Below are 17,100 nucleotides of genomic sequence, written 5' to 3' on the forward strand. Positions count from 1 at the left end.
TTAGAGGCTCTCGGCGACGTACTCGGTGAGGTCGACCAGACGGTTCGAGTAACCCCACTCGTTGTCGTACCACGCCGAGACCTTGACCAGGTTGCCGCTGACGTTGGTCAGTTCGGAGTCGAAGATCGACGAGTGGGGGTTGCCCTGGATGTCGCTGGACACGATGGGGTCTTCGGTGTACTGCAGGTAGCCCGCGAGCGCACCCTCGGCCGCGGCCTTCTTGTAGACCTCGTTGATCTGGTCGACGGTGAGGCCCTCGGTCGGCGTCACGATCGTGAGGTCGACGATGGATCCCGTGGGAACCGGAACGCGGTAGGACGAGCCGCTGAGCTTGCCGTTCAGCTCGGGCAGCACGTGGCCGATGGCCTTGGCGGCACCGGTCGACGCGGGCACGATGTTGATCGCGGCGGCACGGGCACGGCGGAGGTCGCTGTGCGGGCCGTCCTGCAGGTTCTGGTCAGCCGTGTAGGCGTGAGCGGTCATCATGAAGCCGCGCTCGATGCCGAAAGCGTCGTTGAAGACCTTGGCCAGGGGGGCGAGGCAGTTCGTCGTGCAGGACGCGTTCGAGATGATGACGTCGGTCTCGGGGTTGTAGTCGCCCTCGTTGACTCCCATGACGATCGTGACGTCGTCACCGGTCGCGGGGGCGGAGATGAGGACCTTCTTCGCGCCGCCGGCGACGTGCTTCTTGGCATCCTCTGCCTTGGTGAAGCGGCCGGTCGATTCGATCACGATGTCGACGCCGAGCTCGCCCCAGGGGAGGTTTGCCGGGTCGCGCTCTTCGAAGACCTTGATCGACTTCCCGCCGACGGTGATCGAGTCGGCGTCGTACGAGACCTCTTCGGCGAGGGGCCCGCCGACGGAGTCGTACTTGAGAAGGTGGGCGAGGGTCTTGTTGTCGGTGAGGTCGTTCACCGCCACGATCTCGAGATCGGCGCCCTGTGCGAGGGCCGCCCGAAGGTAGTTGCGTCCGATACGGCCGAAGCCGTTGATTCCGATCTTGACGGTCACGGAATATCTCCTGATTGTCGTGCGCGAAAGCGCGGTTGGTGCGGCTTCAGACGGAGGACAACGGCGTCCCGGCGGGCCATCCCGCCGGGACGCCCACAACTGCTACGACAGTACCAGCAGACCCGTTGTCTTCTCACGGGCGGCGGTGAAGCGCTGCTGAACGTTGCTCCAGTCCGCGATGTTCCAGACGGCCTTCACATAGTCGGCCTTGACGTTGAGGTAGTCGAGGTAGAACGCGTGCTCCCACATGTCGAGCTGGAACACGGGGATCGTGCCCTGCGCGGTGTTGGACTGCTGGTCGAACAGCTGCTGGATGATCAGCTGCTGGCCGATCGTGTCCCAGCTGAGGACCGCCCATCCCGAACCCTGGATGCCGGTGGCGGCGGCGGTGAAGTGCGCCTGGAACTTGGCGAACCCGCCGAAGAACTCGTCGATCGCGGCGGCCAGCTCACCTTCCGGCTCGCCCCCGCCGTTGGGCGAGAGGTTCGTCCAGAAGATCGAGTGGTTGACGTGTCCGCCGAGGTTGAACGCGAGATCCTTCTCGAGCTTGTTGACGTTCGCGAGGTTGCCGCTGTCGCGGGCCTCCGCGAGCTGCTCGAGCGCGGTGTTGGCGCCGGTGACGTACGCCTGGTGGTGCTTGTCGTGGTGCAGCTCCATGATCTTGGCGCTGATGTGCGGCTCGAGAGCGGCGTAGTCGTAGGGGAGGTCGGGCAGCGTGTAAATCGCCATGTTCTCTTCTTCCGGTCGGCGCGGCGCCGAGGCCCGGAGCCGCGAGGGTGACGTTTTCATCCTAGTGATGGGCAACGTCTCGGCGACCGGGTTGCTTCCCCGCGTGACACGGTCTAGCGGCGAGACGGTCGCGCGGACTCAGTCCTCGGCGCCGACGGGAACAGCCGATTCGGTGTCGGGGATGCCGTCCACCTCGGCCTTCTTGTCGGCCATCGCGAGGAGGCGGCGGATGCGGCCGGCGACTGCGTCCTTCGTGAGCGGCGGATCGGCGTGGTGACCCAGCTCGTCGAGGCTCGCGTCACGGTGGGCGAGACGCAGCTCGCCGGCTTCGCGGAGGTGCTCGGGCACCTCGTCGGCGAGGATCTCGAGCGCGCGCTCCACACGGGCGCACGCTGCCACGGCGGCCTGCGCCGAGCGGCGGAGGTTGGCATCGTCGAAGTTGACGAGGCGGTTGACGCCCGCGCGCACTTCGCGCCGCTGGCGCAGCTGATCCCACTCGCTCGCGGTCTTGGCCGCGCCCATCTCAGCCAGTGCGGCCCTGATGGCCTCACCGTCACGAACGACGACGCGCGGCACGCCACGCACTTCGCGGGCCTTGGCGGGAATCCCGAGCCGGTGCGCCGCACCGACGAGCGCCATAGCGGCCTCGGACGACGGGCACGCGATCTCGAGCGCCGCGGAGCGGCCCGGCTCGCTCAGAGTGCCGGACGCGAGGAATGCGCCCCGCCAGACCGCGGCGAGATCGGCCCGCGAGCCGGTGGTCAGCTTGTTCGGAAGTCCGCGGACAGGACGCCTGCGCTGATCCAGCAGACCGGTCTGCCTGGCGAGGGTCTCGCCGCCCTCGATCACGCGGACCGCATAGTGGCTGCCGTTCCTCGCGCCCGAGCCCTGGACGTGGACGAGCTCGGGGCGCACCCCGTAGATCTCCACGAGGTCGCGTGCCACGCGGCGCGCCAGGAGGTCGGAGTCGAGTTCGGCCTCGACCGCGACGCGGTTCGCGATCGAATGCAGTCCGCCGGAGAACCGCAGGATCGACGTGAGCTCGGCGACTCGGGCACTCGGCCGGGGGTCTCGGACGGCGGCGAGTTCTGCCTTCACGTCGGTGGTCAGCGGCACGGCACTCCTCTGGTCGATGTCCTGATGTGTTATGTCTCACCCGGCCCGCGACACGTCGTGAAAATGTGTGGTGCGGCCGGGACGACGGTCCAGCCTACTCGCGACCGAGATCGCGATGAATCGTACGTACCGCCACTCCGGGTTGCTCGGCCAGGCGAGCGGCGAGCTCTTTGGCCATCACGACAGAGCGGTGCTTACCGCCCGTGCAGCCGATGGCGACGACGGAGTGCCGCTTGTTCTCACGCTGATATCCCTGGAGAACGGGTTTGAGGGCCGCGGCGTAGGCGTCGACGAACTCTTCGGCGCCCTCCTGTGCGAGCACGTACTCGCGTACCTTCTCGTCTTCACCGGTGAGTGCGCGCAGATCCTCGTTCCAGAAGGGGTTGGGCAAGAACCGCATGTCGGCCACGAGGTCGGCATCGGTGGGCAGACCGTATTTGAAGCCGAAGCTCATCACCGTCATGGTGTGCCGCGGAGCATCCTCGACCGCGAAGAGCTCGACGACCTGAGTGGACAGTTGATGGATGTTGTAGTTCGACGTGTCGATGATGATGTCGGCGCTCTCGCGCACGAGCGCGAGTCGTTCGCGCTCCAGCCGGATGCCGTCGATGATCGTTCCCTCGCCCTGCAGCGGGTGCGGGCGGCGCACCGCCTCGAAGCGCCGCACGAGCACTTCGTCGGACGCATCGAGGAACAGGACGCGCACCTGACGCGCATCCCGCAGCACCCGGGTGACCTCGGGGAGCTGCGCGAACAGGTCACGGCCACGAACGTCCACGACCACCGCGACTTTGGGGAGTGCCCCGGCGGCGAGCTCGGTGATCTCGAGAAGCGGGCGGAGCATCTGCGGCGGCAGGTTGTCGACCACGTACCAGTCGAGGTCCTCGAGCGCGTCCGCGGCCGTCGACCGGCCGGCACCCGACATCCCCGTGACGATGAGCACCTCGCCCGGTTGGCGCGCTGCGTCGGTCATGACCACCCCCGTCGTCACGTCCACCCTAGCGAGTCGTGAGGTGGTCGTGAATCGCGAGGGCGAGCTTCGGGCCGATGCCCGGGAGCTCGGCGATCTCTTCCGGGGCAGCATTCTTGAGTGCGGTGACCGAACCGAAATGCCGAAGGAGAGCCTTGATCCGGGCATCGCCGAGCCCCGGCACTTCCGACAGCACGCTGCCGATGTCGCGACGCCGGCGTTTGCGCTGGTGCGTGATCGCGAAGCGGTGGGCCTCATCACGCAGTCGCTGCAGGAGGTACAGTGCCTCGCTCGTGCGCGGCAGGATCACGGGGAAGTCCTCGCCCGGAAGCCAGACCTCTTCGAGGCGCTTCGCGATCCCGCAGAGGGCGATCTCTTCGTGGCCGGCGTCCGCGAGGGCGCGGGCGGCCGCCTCGACCTGTGGTTTACCGCCGTCCACGACGAGCAGCTGCGGACGGTACGCGAAGCGCGGCCGTTTGCGGGTGGTGACCACGTCACCGTCGGCCACCGCCGCGGCCAGCGGATCGGCCGGTTCGTCGGGCTCCTCCGCACGGTCGACGTAGGCGAGTCGGCGTGTGAGGACCTGGTAGATCGAGTCGGTGTCGTCGGTGGTCTCGGGAATAGAGAACGACCGATACTGATCCTTGCGGGCCAGGCCGTCCTCGAAGACGACCATCGAGGCCACGACGTTCGTCCCGCCCAGGTGCGAGACGTCGAAGCACTCGATGCGCAGCGGTGCCTCGGCCAGTCCGAGCGCGTCCTGAAGATCGGTGAGCGCCTGCGCGCGCGCGACGTAATCGCTCGTCCGGCGTGTCTTGTGCAGCATGAGCGCCTGCTGAGCGTTGAGCGACGCCGTCCGCATCAGCTCCGCCTTGCGTCCCCGCTGCGCCACCTGGATCGTCACGGGCCGTTGACGCCGCTCACGGAGCCACTGTTCGAGGTCGGCCGCGTCTTCGGGGAGGGACGGCACGAGCACCTGGCGGGGGATGTCGGCGGCGACCGCGTCGCCGTATGTGCGCTGCAGCACCTGGTCGACCAGGTCGGCTCCCGCGATGTCGAGCTCCTTCTCGATCGTGAGGGCTCGCACACCGCGGACCCGCCCGCCCCGGATCACGAAGTGCTGCACGGTCGCAGCCAGCTCGTCCTCGGCGATGCCGAAGAGGTCGGCGTCGGTATCTTCGGCCAGCACGAGGGCACTGCGGTTGAGCACCGCATCGATCGACTGGAGTTTGTCGCGATAGACCGCCGCGGCCTCGTAGTCCATGGCTGCGGAGGCCTCCCGCATCCGCTGCGTGAGCGCCTTCGTGAACCGCTGGTCACCGCCGGACATGAACGCGATGAAGTCATCAACGATCGCGCGATGCTCTTCGATCGTCACGCGACCGGAGCAGGGCCCACCGCATCGGCCGATCTGGCCCGGGAAGCACGGTCGACCGGTCTGCATCGCCTTCTTGTACGACGCATCACTGCAGGTGCGGATCGGAAAGACCTTGATCATCAGGTCGATGGTGTCGTGCACCGCCCAGACCTTCGGGTACGGGCCGAAGTACTTCGCCCCGGGGATCCGCCTATTGCGCGTGACGATGACCCTCGGTGCCTCGTCAGCCAGGGTGATCGCCATGAACGGGTACGACTTGTCGTCTCTGTAGCGCACGTTGAACGGCGGATCGAACTCTTTGATCCACATGTACTCGAGCTGGAGCGAGTCGACGTCGCTCGCGACGACGGTCCATTCGACCGACGCCGCGGTCGTCACCATCCGCCTGGTGCGCTCGTGCAGCGACCGCAGGGGCGCGAAGTAGTTCGAGAGGCGCGCGCGCAGATTCTTCGCCTTGCCGACGTACAGCACCCGCCCGTCGGCATCACGGAAACGGTAAACACCGGGATTGGTCGGGATCTCGCCGGGCTTCGGCCGATACGAGAGCTGCGACATGCGCTCGGGACCAGCCACGTCAGCCGGCCTTGCGGGCCGCCTCCGTGCCGAGCACCTCTGCGAGGAAGGCACCCGTATAGCTGCTCTCGACGCGTGCGATCTGCTCGGGCGTTCCGGTCGCGAGCACTTCTCCCCCGCCCGCGCCGCCTTCCGGCCCGAGGTCGATGATCCAGTCCGCCGACTTGATCACGTCGAGGTTGTGCTCGATCACGATGACCGTGTTGCCCTTCTCGACCAGGCCGTTCAAGACCTCCAGCAGCCGCCGCACGTCCTCGAAGTGCAGGCCGGTGGTCGGCTCATCGAGGACGTAGATGCTGCGGCCGTTGCTGCGCCGCTGCAGCTCGGTCGCGAGCTTCACGCGCTGGGCCTCACCGCCCGACAGCGTGGTCGCGGACTGACCGAGGCGCACATAGCCGAGTCCGACGTCGACGAGGGTCTTCAGGTACCGGTGGATCGCTTGGATGGGTTCGAAGAAGTCCGCAGCTTCTTCGATCGGCATCTCCAGCACCTCTGCGATGTTCTTGCCCTTGTAGTGCACGGCCAGCGTGTCGCGGTTGTACCTCTTGCCGTGGCAGACCTCGCAGTCGACATAGACGTCGGGCAGGAAGTTCATCTCGATCTTGATCGTGCCGTCACCGGCGCACGCCTCGCAGCGGCCGCCCTTGACATTGAAGCTGAAACGCCCGGGCTGATAGCCGCGCGCCTTGGCCTCCGGGGTCTCGCTGAAGAGGGTGCGGACCCGATCGAACACGCCGGTATAGGTGGCCGGGTTGGAACGCGGAGTGCGCCCGATCGGCCCTTGGTCGACATGCACGACCTTGTCGAGATCATCCGTCCCGGTCACTCGGGTGTGCTTGCCCGGTACGCGCCTTGCCCCGTTCAGACGCGAGGCGAGCACCTCGTAGAGGATGTCGTTCACGAGCGACGACTTGCCCGACCCGCTCACACCGGTGACAGCGGTCAGCACGCCGAGCGGGAAGTCGACCGTCACGTTCTTCAGGTTGTTCTCGCGCGCTCCGACGACCGTGATCTTGCGACTCCGGTCCAAGCGTCGCCTCTTCTTCGGCGTCGGGATCTCGCGGCGGCCCGACAGGTAGTCGGCCGTCACCGACTCGCGCTCGGTGAGGAGCGCGTCCAACGGCCCCGAATGCACGACGCGGCCGCCGGCGACACCGGCATACGGCCCGATGTCGACGATCCAGTCGGCGGCGTGGATGGTCTCTTCATCGTGCTCGACGACGATCAGCGTGTTGCCGAGGTCGCGCAGGGTCACGAGGGTCTCGATCAGGCGGCGGTTGTCGCGCTGATGCAGACCGATCGACGGTTCGTCGAGGACGTAGAGCACGCCGGTGAGCCCCGAGCCGATCTGAGTCGCGAGCCGGATGCGCTGCGCCTCGCCGCCGGAGAGGGAGGCGGCCGCTCGGCTGAGGTTGAGGTAGTTCAGGCCCACCTGGATCAGGAAGTCCAGCCGCACCCGGATCTCGCGCAGCACCTGTGCGGCGATCTGCGCCTCGCGATCGGTGAGCTCGAGGCGGCCGAAGTAGTCACGCGCGTCGGCAAGGCTCAGGCGCGAAGCATCCGCGATGGAATGCCCATGCACGAGCACTGCGAGCACTTCGGGCTTCAGACGATCGCCATTGCACACCGCGCAGGGCACCTCGCGCAGGTACTCCGACCAGCGCTGGCGCTGAGTGTCGGACTCGGCGGTGCTGTACTGCCGCTCGATGTAGGGGACGACGCCCTCGAAGCCCGATGCGTAGCGCATCTCACGCCCGTACCGGTTCTTCCAACGCACGGTGACCTTGTAGTCCTCCCCGCGGAGGACCGCCTCCTGGATGGCGGCGGGCAGCTTGCGCCACGGTGTGTCGAGCGAGAAACCGAGGTCATCGGAGAGGCCTTCGAGGAGCCGCTCGTAGTACTGGAAGAGACCCTTGCCCTGCGTGGTCCACGGGATCAGCACGCCTTCGCGGATCGAGAGGGCGTCGTCGCCGAGCATGAGGTCGACGTCGACCGACATGCGGGTGCCGAGTCCGGAGCACGTCGGGCACGCGCCGAAGGGTGCGTTGAACGAGAACGTGCGTGGCTCGATCTCGGTGAGCTGCAGCGGGTGGCCGTTCGGGCACGCGAGCTTCTCGGAGAAGGACTGCCATGCGGCGTCGCCTTCTTCGTCGACGAAGTTCACCTGCACGAGACCGCCGGCGAGGCCGAGCGCCGTCTCGACGGAGTCGGTGACACGGCTCAGGATGTCGGGACCGGCGACGAGGCGGTCGATGACGACGGCGATGTCGTGCTTGTAGCTCTTCTTCAGCACCGGGGGCTCGGCGAGCTGGATGAGCTCACCGTCGACGATCGCCCGGGCGTAACCCTTGGCGCCGAGCTCGCGGAAGAGGTCGACGAACTCGCCCTTCTTCTGCGAGATGACCGGCGCGACGATCTGATAGCGGGTCTTCTCGGGAAGCTCCATCAGCTGGTCGGCGATCTGCTGGACCGTCTGGCGCTGGATGACGGCGCCGCACTCGGGGCAGTGCGGCACGCCGATGCGCGCCCAGAGCAGGCGCATGTAGTCGTGGATCTCGGTGATCGTCCCCACGGTCGATCGCGGATTGCGGTTCGTCGACTTCTGATCGATCGACACCGCCGGGCTGAGGCCCTCGATGAAATCGACGTCCGGACGGTCGACCTGGCCGAGGAACTGGCGGGCGTACGCGCTCAGCGATTCGACGTATCGCCGCTGGCCCTCCGCGAAGATCGTGTCGAACGCGAGGCTCGACTTGCCCGAGCCCGACAGACCCGTGAACACGACGAGTGAATCGCGAGGGATGTCGAGATCGACGTCCTTCAGGTTGTGGACGCGAGCACCGCGAACACTGAGTTTTCCGGGCGCGACGACAGGGACGATAGGCACTGGTCAATTGTAGGCGCGGCCTCCGACACCGGTCTCGGGGTTCGCTCTCGGCTCAGCCGGTCTGCGCCGGATGACGCCCCGATCGAGCCGAGACCCCAGCGCTGCCCGAGAAGGGCGCGAGACCATCGCGGAGCGCGGCGAGCTGCTCGGCATCCACCCCCACACGCGCCATCACCTGACCGGGCACGTCCAGCGCACGAGCGCGCAGCGCATGCCCCTCCTCGGTGAGGTCGATGTCGAGGATGCGCTCGTCGTCGGCGCGCCTCGCGCGCGTGACGCGGCCCTGCGCCTCGAGGCGTTTGACGAGCGGCGAGAGGGTGGCCGGATCCATCGCCAGTTCTGCGGCGAGGTCGCCGAGGGACCGCGGCGCCCTCTCCCACAGCGCGAGCATGACGAGGTACTGCGGATGCGTGAGACCGAGCGGATCGAGGATCGGACGGTAGATCGACACCACGTTGCGCGCGGCGGTCACGATGGCGAAGCACACCTGGTTGTCGAGCTTCAGCAGGTCGTCGCGGTCCATCGGTCGATCCTATCTGCCCTATTACTTAGTACACTAATTAGTATGACCACCCCGGATGCCCCGTCCCCGCGCTCGACCCTCCGTCAACGCGTGCGGGAGGCGGGCGGATGGTACGAGTACCTCAACAAGAAGCTGATCCGCGTCGCGGGGCCCGCGTCGGTCGGCCCGTACGAAACGACGCCCGAGCCCGACCGCACGGAGCGGGCATGCCCGCTGTGCGGTCGGCCGATGTCACTGCACACGTTCGACAGATCAGGTCCGAAGCCGCTCATGCACTGCCCCTGAGCCGGCTCGCCGGCGGGTGGGTCAGGCGTGCCCGGCGCGCTCCATGGCCCTGAGCTCCTTCTTCAGATCCTGCACTTCGTCGCGGAGTCGGGCGGCCAGCTCGAACTTGAGCTCGCCCGCCGCGGCGAGCATCTGATCGCTCAGATCGGCAATGGTCGCCTCGAGCTGATTCGCCCCGTCTGCGGCGATGCCCGTGCGGCGAAGGCCCGGGGTCGGCGACTTGCCTTTGCCCGTCGCGCCCGCGCGGCCTCCGCGTGACAGCATCGCCTTGGTGTCGGCGCCCTCACGGGCCAGCGCCTCGGTGATGTCGGCGATCTTCTTGCGCAACGGCTGCGGATCGACGCCGTGCTCGAGGTTGTACGCGATCTGCTTGTCGCGGCGGCGGTCGGTCTCTTCGATCGCGTTGCGCATCGAGTCGGTCATGTTGTCGGCGTACATGTGCACTTCGCCCGATACGTTGCGTGCCGCGCGGCCGATCGTCTGGATCAGCGAGGTGCCGCTGCGGAGGAACCCCTCTTTGTCGGCGTCGAGGATCGCGACGAGAGAGACCTCCGGCAGGTCGAGGCCTTCGCGGAGGAGGTTGATGCCCACCAGGACGTCGTACACCCCGGCGCGCAGCTCGGTGAGCAGCTCGACACGGCGGAGGGTGTCGACATCCGAGTGCAGATAACGCACCCGCACGCCGTGCTCGCCGAGGAAGTCGGTGAGCTCTTCGGCCATCTTCTTCGTGAGGGTCGTGACGAGGATGCGCTCATCGCGCTCGACGCGCACGCGGATCTGCTCGAGCAGGTCGTCGATCTGGCCCTTCGACGGCTTCACGATGATCTGCGGATCGATCAGACCCGTCGGGCGGATGATCTGCTCGACGACGCCGTCGGCGATGCCCATCTCGTACCGCCCGGGGGTTGCCGAGAGGTAGACGGTCTGACCCACCCGATCCTTGAACTCGTCCCACCGGAGCGGCCGGTTGTCGAGGGCGCTCGGAAGCCGGAAGCCGTGCTCGACGAGCGTGCGCTTGCGCGAGGCATCCCCCTCGTACATCGCACCGATCTGCGGCACGGTAGCGTGCGACTCGTCGATGACGACGAGGAAGTCGTCGGGGAAGAAGTCGAGCAGGCAGTGCGGAGCCTCGCCGGGCTGCCGCCCATCGAGATGGCGGGAGTAGTTCTCGATGCCGGAGCAGAACCCGAGCTGCTGGAGCATCTCGAGATCGAACGTGGTGCGCATGCGCAGGCGCTGGGCTTCCAGCAGCTTGTTCTGCGACTCGAGCTCTTTCAGGCGCGCTTCGAGCTCTGTCTCGATCGTGCCGATCGCGCGCTGCACGGTATCGGTGCCGGCGACATAGTGCGATGCGGGGAAGATCGGCACCGACTCGAGCTTCTGGACCACATCACCCGTGAGCGGGTGCAGCATGTACAGCGCTTCGATCTCGTCGCCGAAGAGCTCGACGCGGATCGCGTACTCTTCGTAGACGGGGATGATCTCGATCGTGTCGCCGCGCACACGGAAGTTGCCGCGCGAAAAGTCGACGTCGTTGCGGTTGTACTGCATCGAGATGAACTTGCGGATGAGGGCGTCGCGGTCGTACCGCTCCCCCACCTGCAGGGCGACCATGGCCCGCATGTACTCTTCCGGCGCACCGAGGCCGTAGATGCACGAGACGGTGGACACGACGATGACATCGCGGCGGCTGAGCAGCGAGTTCGTCGTGGAGTGGCGCAGCCGCTCGACCTCCGCGTTGACCGACGAGTCCTTCTCGATGAAGGTATCGGTCTGGGGTACGTAGGCCTCGGGCTGGTAGTAGTCGTAATAGCTGACGAAGTACTCGACCGCATTGTTCGGCATGAGCTCGCGGAACTCGTTGGCGAGCTGCGCCGCGAGAGTCTTGTTGTGAGCGAGCACGAGCGTGGGGCGCTGCACCTGCTCGACCAGCCACGCGGTGGTCGCCGACTTGCCCGTGCCGGTGGCGCCCAGGAGCACGACGTCGGTCTCACCGGCGTTGATGCGCGCCGCGAGCTCGGCGATCGCCTGCGGTTGATCACCGCTCGGAACGTACTCGCTGACGACCTCGAAAGGACGGACCGAACGCGTTGCCTGCATCCCTCCAGCGTAGGCGCGACCTCCGACATCGGGGCCGCCGTTCGCCGAGCGCGGATGGCCCCGTCAGCGACCGGCGCGCGTCCTGATGCGCTCGGCGAGCGTGCCCCAGAGCTCGTCGGTCCGGGCGATCGTGTCTGCGAGGTCACCGGACGTGTCGATCACCGCGTCGGCGATGGCCAGCCTCTCCTCGTCGGAGACCTGCGAGGCGATCCGGGCGCGGGCGTCGGGCTCGGTCAGGCCGCGGATGTCGACGAGACGCCGCACACGGACGTCTGCGGGCGCGTGAGCGACGACGATGAGCTCCCACGGGTCGTCGGCGCGCGCCTCCACGAGGAGCGGCACGTCGTAGACGACCACTCCGTCGGGGTCCGTCGCCAGCGCCTCGCCGATCCGTCGCTGCGATTCGACGCGTACCGCGGGGTGAACGATCGCATTCAGCCGGGTGATCGCGTCGGAGTCGCCGAACACCCGCGCGCCGAGCGCAGCACGGTTGAGGGCACCGTCGGATTCGATGATGTCGGCACCGAATTCGGCCGCGAGAGCGTCGAGGACGGGTGATCCGGGTCGCTGCACGTGGCGCACGATCGCGTCAGCGTCGACGATCGTCGCGCCGTGCTCGGCGAGACGGCGGGCGATCGTGGACTTGCCCGAGGCGATTCCTCCGGTGAGTGCGACGAGCGGCATGATTCGAGGATGCCACGTCCCGCCCTGGATTCCGCCCAACCACCCCGCTCCCGCCGACCCGCTCCCCGGTGTCGTGCTCGCACAGGGCTGATTGGGTGGGAGAGGGGTGGGTGGGCGACGTGCGCGGGTCAGAACCCGTCGAAACCGCCGAAATCTCCCCCGCCGAAATCTCCCCCGCCCCAGTCAGCGCCGCCGGCGTCGGCCGAACCCGCGTCGGTGGCCGAGGCATCCGCCGACCCGTCGCCGTAGCCCTCGTCGTACGCGAACGCGGGCTCCATGAACGCGCTGACGAGCGCGGAGCCGATCACGTAACCGGCGACCGTCCCGAGGATGGACGAGCCCACCATCGCGCCGAACCCGGGGCCCTGGCGGCCGCCGCCCGAGCCGAGCGTGCGCTCCATGAATCCCGGGTTCATCGACTCTGCACGCGTCGCCGCGCGGGCCATCGACTGCGGATCGGTCGAAGCAGGGCGCTCGGCGGCGGAAAGGCCGGCCGACAGATCGGCCAGCACCTGCTGACGCTGCGGCTCGGTCAGCTTCGCGAACGCCTCGGCGTGGACCTGCTCGATCGTCTCGGGAGGCGCCGTACGCAGCAGGTACCGATAGCGTTCGATGGCGATCTCGTCCTCGCTGCGCGGCGGCTGATTGGCGGCCTGCGCGGGCCGGTCGTAGCCGGTCGCTCGCGTCGGAGCCTGACGCGCGGCGTCGTCGTTGCCCATCAGGCGGTCCCAGAATCCCATGTGTCCTCCGTCGTCGTGGGGACTCCTCACGCTATGTCCGAAGGCTCAGAGGATGCTGGGACCACCGCATCCATTCGCCGCCCGCGTATCGCGCCGTCAGCCCCGGAGCGCGAGCGCCTCGCTCACCCAGCGCGCATGCCGCTCCCACGGGTCTCCCGTGCCGTCCCGCACGAGGTCGATGTGGGCGCGGAGGGAATCCGTCAGCCGGAACCACTCGGTGGTGCCGTAGCGTTCGGCGCCGAACTGCAGGTGGCGTCGATGCTCCTGGCGCCGGTCTCCGCGCTCGAAGGCCAGCAGCTCATCGTGACGGATCGCCGCGAACCGCTGACGCGGGTTGGCAGTGGTGCCGATCTTCACGCGATCGGCGAAGCGGAGGTAGTAGACGACATCGATGCGCGGGGGCGGCAGCTCGCCGTCGACGATGTCGCCGTGGCGCCACTCGCAGACCGCGCACAGCCACCCGGACGGATACCGCACGCCCGCCCGTGAGCCGCACAGCCGGCACGGCGCGGGGAGCACGTCGCTCACGCCCGCCGTGGCCCCGGCCCACTCGGCCGCCAGCGCCAGGTGCCCCTCGCAGAGGGCGATCGGCGCATCGGGCGGCACCGGGCCGAGGCATCCGTCACCGACGATGCACGATGAGCGCGACGAATCGAGGGGCACGAGGCGAACGTAGCCGAGGGGTCGGACATGACGGTACGACGAAGGGCCGGAACCCGAAGGTTCCGGCCCTCTGCGTCACGTCAGCGACGCGCTATCAGGATCTCAGCGGATCAGCGACCCGAGAGCTTCTCGCGGAGCGCCGCGAGAGCCTCGTCGTCGGCGAGGGTTCCGCCGCCACCGCTCGTCGACGCCGAAACGTCGGACGAGAAGCTCGAGGACGACTCGACGGCCGGAGCGTTCGCCTCGGCCTCGAGGGCCTTGGCAACGGCAGCCTTGTGCTGCTCCCAGCGAGCCTGGGCAGCGGCGTACTCCTGCTCCCACTTCTCGCGGGCCTCGTCCGAGCCTTCCTTCCAGGCGTTGGTCTCGGGGTCGAAGCCCTCGGGGTACTTGTACTCGCCGTTCTCGTCGTACTCGGTGACCATGCCGTACAGCGCCGGGTCGAACTCGGTGCCGAACGGGTCGATCGCCTCGTTCGCCTGCTTGAGCGACAGCGAGATGCGACGACGCTCGAGGTCGATGTCGATGATCTTGACGAAGACCTCTTCGCCGACCGACACGACCTGCTCAGCGAGCTCGACGTGCTTGCCCGACAGCTCGGAGATGTGCACGAGACCCTCGATGCCGTCTGCGACGCGCACGAACGCACCGAACGGAACGAGCTTGGTGACCTTGCCCGGAGCGACCTGGCCGATCGCATGCGTCCGGGCGAAGACCTGCCACGGGTCTTCCTGCGTCGCCTTGAGCGACAGCGAGACGCGCTCGCGGTCCAGGTCGACCTCGAGGATCTCGACGGTGACCTCCTGGCCGACCTCGACGACCTCGGACGCGTGCTCGATGTGCTTCCACGAGAGCTCGGAGACGTGCACGAGGCCGTCCACGCCGCCCAGGTCGACGAACGCACCGAAGTTGACGATCGAGCTGACCGTGCCCTTGCGGACCTGGCCCTTGTGCAGGTTGTTGAGGAACGTGGTGCGCGACTCGGACTGCGTCTGCTCGAGCAGGGCGCGGCGCGAGAGCACGACGTTGTTGCGGTTCTTGTCGAGCTCGAGGATCTTGGCCTCGATCTCCTGGCCGAGGTACGGCGTGAGGTCGCGGACGCGACGCAGCTCGATGAGCGACGCCGGCAGGAAGCCCCGGAGGCCGATGTCGACGATGAGTCCGCCCTTGACGACCTCGATCACGGAGCCGGTGACGACACCGTCGGTCTCCTTGATCTTCTCCACGTCACCCCAGGCACGCTCGTACTGCGCGCGCTTCTTGGACAGGATGAGGCGGCCCTCTTTGTCCTCCTTCTGGAGAACGAGCGCCTCGACGGCGTCGCCGACCTTGACGACCTCGTTGGGGTCGACGTCGTGCTTGATGGAGAGCTCGCGCGAGGGGATGACGCCCTCGGTCTTGTACCCGACGTCGAGGAGCACCTCGTCGCGGTCGATCTTCACGACGGTTCCTTCGATGAGGTCGCCGTCGTTGAAGAACTTGAGGGTCAGTTCGACCGCGGCCAGGAAGTCCTCAGCAGATCCGATGTCGTTGATGGCGACCTGCTTGGTGGCCGGGGCGGTCGTTGCGGTAGTCATGTAGTGGGTTGTCCTTGTTGGGTTGGGTGTCGGGCTGCGGCCGCACACGCACGCACGAGGGCGAGCGGATGCTTCGGGCCGAAGCGGGGTGGATTGATTGTGCGATGTCTTCTCGTCCCGGCAAGCGGGGCGCGGCAAGAGAGCCACACGAGTGACGCTCTAGAGTACCAGAACGGCCAGGACGACCGGAATGTTCCTGCATCCTGCTCAGGGACCGACACGACGACGCGAGCGAGGAAGAATGACCGACGCATCCCCCCACGTGCAGTGTGCTGCCGGAGAGTTCATCGGCGCGGGACTCGGCACCGTGGACGTGTTCCGCGGCATCCGCTACGCCGCCCCGCCCATCGGCGGGCGCCGGTGGCGTGATCCGCTGCCCGCTCCGTCCGTCGTGGGGCCGATCGACGCGACAACCTTCGGTGGGGTCGCTCCGCAGCAGATCAACCCCGCCCTGACGCTCGGCCCCGGCGCCCGTCAGGACGAGGACTGCCTGTTCTTGAACGTGTGGCGCCCTGCGGGGGCTTCCGGTCGCGCGCTGCCGGTCATGGTATGGCTGCACGGCGGCGCGTACACCTTCGGGTCATCGAGCCAGCCGCTGTACGACGGGGGCGCCCTCGTGGAGTCCGGTGACGTGGTCGTCGTCACCGTCAACTATCGGATCGGTGCCCTCGGGTTCCTCGACCTGTCGTCGTTCAGCACCACTGACCAGCAGTTCGACGGCAATCTCGCGCTGAAGGACATCCTGCTGGCGTTGCACTGGGTGAAGGACAACATCGAGGACTTCGGCGGCGACCCCTCGAAGGTGACGGTCTTCGGGGAGTCGGCGGGCGGCGGCCTGGTCACCACGCTCCTGGCCACTCCGAGCGCCGCGGGCCTGTTCTCGCGCGCGATCGCCGAATCCTCTCCGGCCACGAGCGTGTACGGACCAGCGCGCGCACGCAGCGTCGCGGAGCGGTTCCTGCGCGAAGTGGGCGGGGATGCCGCATCCGCTCGTTCTCTGCCCGCTTCTGAGATCGTGCGCGCCGCCATGGCGGTCTTCGCCGCGGTGCCGACCGAAGTGCCCGGCACGCTCGCCTTCGCGCCCGTCATCGACGGAACGCTGGTGCCCGAGGCGCCGGCGACCGTGCTCAAGGAGGGGCGCGCCCTTCCCGTGCCGCTGATCATCGGCACCAATCACGACGAGGCCTCGTTCTTCCGCTTCATGAAGAGCCCGCTCATGCCGATCACGGGGCCCGACATCGAGCGCATGTTCGCGGCGATGCAGGTCGAGAACCCCACTGTGGAACTGCCATCGCGAGAGGCCGTGCTCGCGAGCTACGAGGGCGTCCGCCAGAAGATGCTCGGGCTCGGGATCGCCCGCGACATCGCGTTCCGCCTGCCCACGATCTGGATCGCAGAAGGACATGCGGCTGTCGCACCGGTCTGGCTCTATCGATTCGACCACGCCACGCGCGCGCTCCAGGCGATCGGGCTCGGCGCGACGCACGGTGCCGAACTGGCCTACGTCTGGGGAAACCTGCCCACCGGCCGGAAGGATCCGACGTTCCTCCTCGGCGGACGCCGCACCGCGGAGCGGATCTCGGGCCGTGTGCGTGCGCGATGGACGGCATTCGCCCGCGGCGGGTCGCCGGACGCACCGGATGCCGTCGCCTGGACGCCCTACGACGCTCACACGCGCGAAACCCTCGTGATCGACGCCGACGACCGCATCGTCGCCGACCTCGACGCGCCTCTCCGCGCGGGGTGGGGCGACACGGTGCTCGCGTTCCCTTGAGGTCCGCGTCACGTTCGACGCACGAGCACAGGAGAAATCACCGACACAGGACGATAGAAGGCCGAACCCTCCTGTCCTCGTGCGTCTTCCTGC

14 protein-coding genes are annotated in these 17,100 nt (G+C 67.7%); 2 read left to right on the forward strand and 12 right to left on the reverse strand.

Annotated elements, in window-relative coordinates:
* The 7 genes from gap to F6B43_RS04315 all read right to left on the reverse strand — a co-directional run bounded on the left by gap (window position 1) and on the right by F6B43_RS04315 (window position 9,187).
* Window positions 1-1,011: a type I glyceraldehyde-3-phosphate dehydrogenase gene (gene gap, locus F6B43_RS04285; RefSeq protein ID WP_150447633.1), complete on the reverse strand. Its 1,011-nt coding sequence runs from the start codon at window positions 1,009-1,011 to the stop codon at window positions 1-3.
* A gap of 102 nt (window positions 1,012-1,113) precedes the next feature.
* Entirely contained in the window at window positions 1,114-1,740 is a 627-nt protein-coding gene (locus F6B43_RS04290) for a superoxide dismutase (protein ID WP_150447634.1), read from the reverse strand.
* A 138-nt stretch (window positions 1,741-1,878) separates the two neighbouring features.
* Complete coding sequence (gene whiA, locus F6B43_RS04295; protein ID WP_150447635.1) at window positions 1,879-2,856, reverse strand: DNA-binding protein WhiA; 978 nt, start codon at window positions 2,854-2,856, stop codon at window positions 1,879-1,881.
* 94 nt (window positions 2,857-2,950) lie between these two features.
* Window positions 2,951-3,829 carry an RNase adapter RapZ gene (rapZ, locus tag F6B43_RS04300; protein ID WP_150447636.1) on the reverse strand — a complete coding sequence of 293 codons (879 nt, stop codon included), beginning with the start codon at window positions 3,827-3,829 and terminating at the stop codon, window positions 2,951-2,953.
* Window positions 3,830-3,854: 25 nt separating this feature from the next.
* Window positions 3,855-5,759, reverse strand: coding sequence for an excinuclease ABC subunit UvrC (gene uvrC, locus F6B43_RS04305; protein WP_150448422.1), 1,905 nt, complete (start codon window positions 5,757-5,759; stop codon window positions 3,855-3,857).
* 19 nt (window positions 5,760-5,778) lie between these two features.
* Window positions 5,779-8,664 carry an excinuclease ABC subunit UvrA gene (uvrA, locus tag F6B43_RS04310; RefSeq protein WP_150447637.1) on the reverse strand — a complete coding sequence of 962 codons (2,886 nt, stop codon included), beginning with the start codon at window positions 8,662-8,664 and terminating at the stop codon, window positions 5,779-5,781.
* A gap of 52 nt (window positions 8,665-8,716) precedes the next feature.
* Window positions 8,717-9,187 carry a MarR family winged helix-turn-helix transcriptional regulator gene (locus tag F6B43_RS04315; RefSeq protein ID WP_150447638.1) on the reverse strand — a complete coding sequence of 157 codons (471 nt, stop codon included), beginning with the start codon at window positions 9,185-9,187 and terminating at the stop codon, window positions 8,717-8,719.
* A 42-nt stretch (window positions 9,188-9,229) separates the two neighbouring features.
* Between F6B43_RS04315 and F6B43_RS04320 the strand changes: the two genes are divergently transcribed.
* Complete coding sequence (locus tag F6B43_RS04320) at window positions 9,230-9,472, forward strand: hypothetical protein (RefSeq protein WP_150447639.1); 243 nt, start codon at window positions 9,230-9,232, stop codon at window positions 9,470-9,472.
* Between the two features lie 21 nt (window positions 9,473-9,493).
* On the opposite strand, the gene uvrB is transcribed toward F6B43_RS04320, so the two are convergent.
* The 5 genes from uvrB to rpsA all read right to left on the reverse strand — a co-directional run bounded on the left by uvrB (window position 9,494) and on the right by rpsA (window position 15,233).
* On the reverse strand, window positions 9,494-11,572 hold the full coding sequence (gene uvrB, locus F6B43_RS04325; protein ID WP_150447640.1) for an excinuclease ABC subunit UvrB: 2,079 nt from the start codon (window positions 11,570-11,572) through the stop codon (window positions 9,494-9,496).
* Between the two features lie 63 nt (window positions 11,573-11,635).
* Window positions 11,636-12,256: a dephospho-CoA kinase gene (coaE, locus tag F6B43_RS04330; protein WP_150447641.1), complete on the reverse strand. Its 621-nt coding sequence runs from the start codon at window positions 12,254-12,256 to the stop codon at window positions 11,636-11,638.
* A gap of 128 nt (window positions 12,257-12,384) precedes the next feature.
* Window positions 12,385-12,996 carry a hypothetical protein gene (locus tag F6B43_RS04335; protein ID WP_150447642.1) on the reverse strand — a complete coding sequence of 204 codons (612 nt, stop codon included), beginning with the start codon at window positions 12,994-12,996 and terminating at the stop codon, window positions 12,385-12,387.
* A gap of 96 nt (window positions 12,997-13,092) precedes the next feature.
* The gene (locus tag F6B43_RS04340) at window positions 13,093-13,659 is read right to left on the reverse strand and encodes a GIY-YIG nuclease family protein (protein ID WP_246159790.1); all 567 of its coding nucleotides are present in this window, start codon (window positions 13,657-13,659) and stop codon (window positions 13,093-13,095) included.
* Between the two features lie 110 nt (window positions 13,660-13,769).
* Window positions 13,770-15,233 (reverse strand): 30S ribosomal protein S1, encoded by a 1,464-nt coding sequence (gene rpsA, locus F6B43_RS04345; protein ID WP_150447643.1) that lies wholly within the window; start codon window positions 15,231-15,233, stop codon window positions 13,770-13,772.
* Between the two features lie 241 nt (window positions 15,234-15,474).
* On the opposite strand from rpsA, the gene F6B43_RS04350 reads away from it, so the two are divergent.
* Window positions 15,475-17,007, forward strand: coding sequence for a carboxylesterase/lipase family protein (locus F6B43_RS04350; RefSeq protein ID WP_150447644.1), 1,533 nt, complete (start codon window positions 15,475-15,477; stop codon window positions 17,005-17,007).
* The last annotated feature ends 93 nt before the right edge of the window (window positions 17,008-17,100 follow it).

The sequence above is a fragment of the Microbacterium rhizomatis genome (assembly GCF_008710745.1).
Lineage (GTDB): Bacteria > Actinomycetota > Actinomycetes > Actinomycetales > Microbacteriaceae > Microbacterium > Microbacterium rhizomatis.

What these genes read in the sequence shown, in the direction of transcription:
- F6B43_RS04290 (WP_150447634.1), bottom strand. Translation starts at nt 1,740, where the DNA reads ATGGCGATTTACACGCTGCCCGACCTCCCCTACGACTACGCCGCTCTC.
- rapZ (WP_150447636.1), bottom strand. Translation starts at nt 3,829, where the DNA reads ATGACCGACGCAGCGCGCCAACCGGGCGAGGTGCTCATCGTCACGGGG.
- uvrC (WP_150448422.1), bottom strand. Translation starts at nt 5,759, where the DNA reads ATGTCGCAGCTCTCGTATCGGCCGAAGCCCGGCGAGATCCCGACCAAT.
- F6B43_RS04315 (WP_150447638.1), bottom strand. Translation starts at nt 9,187, where the DNA reads ATGGACCGCGACGACCTGCTGAAGCTCGACAACCAGGTGTGCTTCGCC.
- F6B43_RS04320 (WP_150447639.1), top strand. Translation starts at nt 9,230, where the DNA reads ATGACCACCCCGGATGCCCCGTCCCCGCGCTCGACCCTCCGTCAACGC.
- uvrB (WP_150447640.1), bottom strand. Translation starts at nt 11,572, where the DNA reads ATGCAGGCAACGCGTTCGGTCCGTCCTTTCGAGGTCGTCAGCGAGTAC.
- coaE (WP_150447641.1), bottom strand. Translation starts at nt 12,256, where the DNA reads ATGCCGCTCGTCGCACTCACCGGAGGAATCGCCTCGGGCAAGTCCACG.
- F6B43_RS04335 (WP_150447642.1), bottom strand. Translation starts at nt 12,996, where the DNA reads ATGGGATTCTGGGACCGCCTGATGGGCAACGACGACGCCGCGCGTCAG.
- rpsA (WP_150447643.1), bottom strand. Translation starts at nt 15,233, where the DNA reads ATGACTACCGCAACGACCGCCCCGGCCACCAAGCAGGTCGCCATCAAC.
- F6B43_RS04350 (WP_150447644.1), top strand. Translation starts at nt 15,475, where the DNA reads ATGACCGACGCATCCCCCCACGTGCAGTGTGCTGCCGGAGAGTTCATC.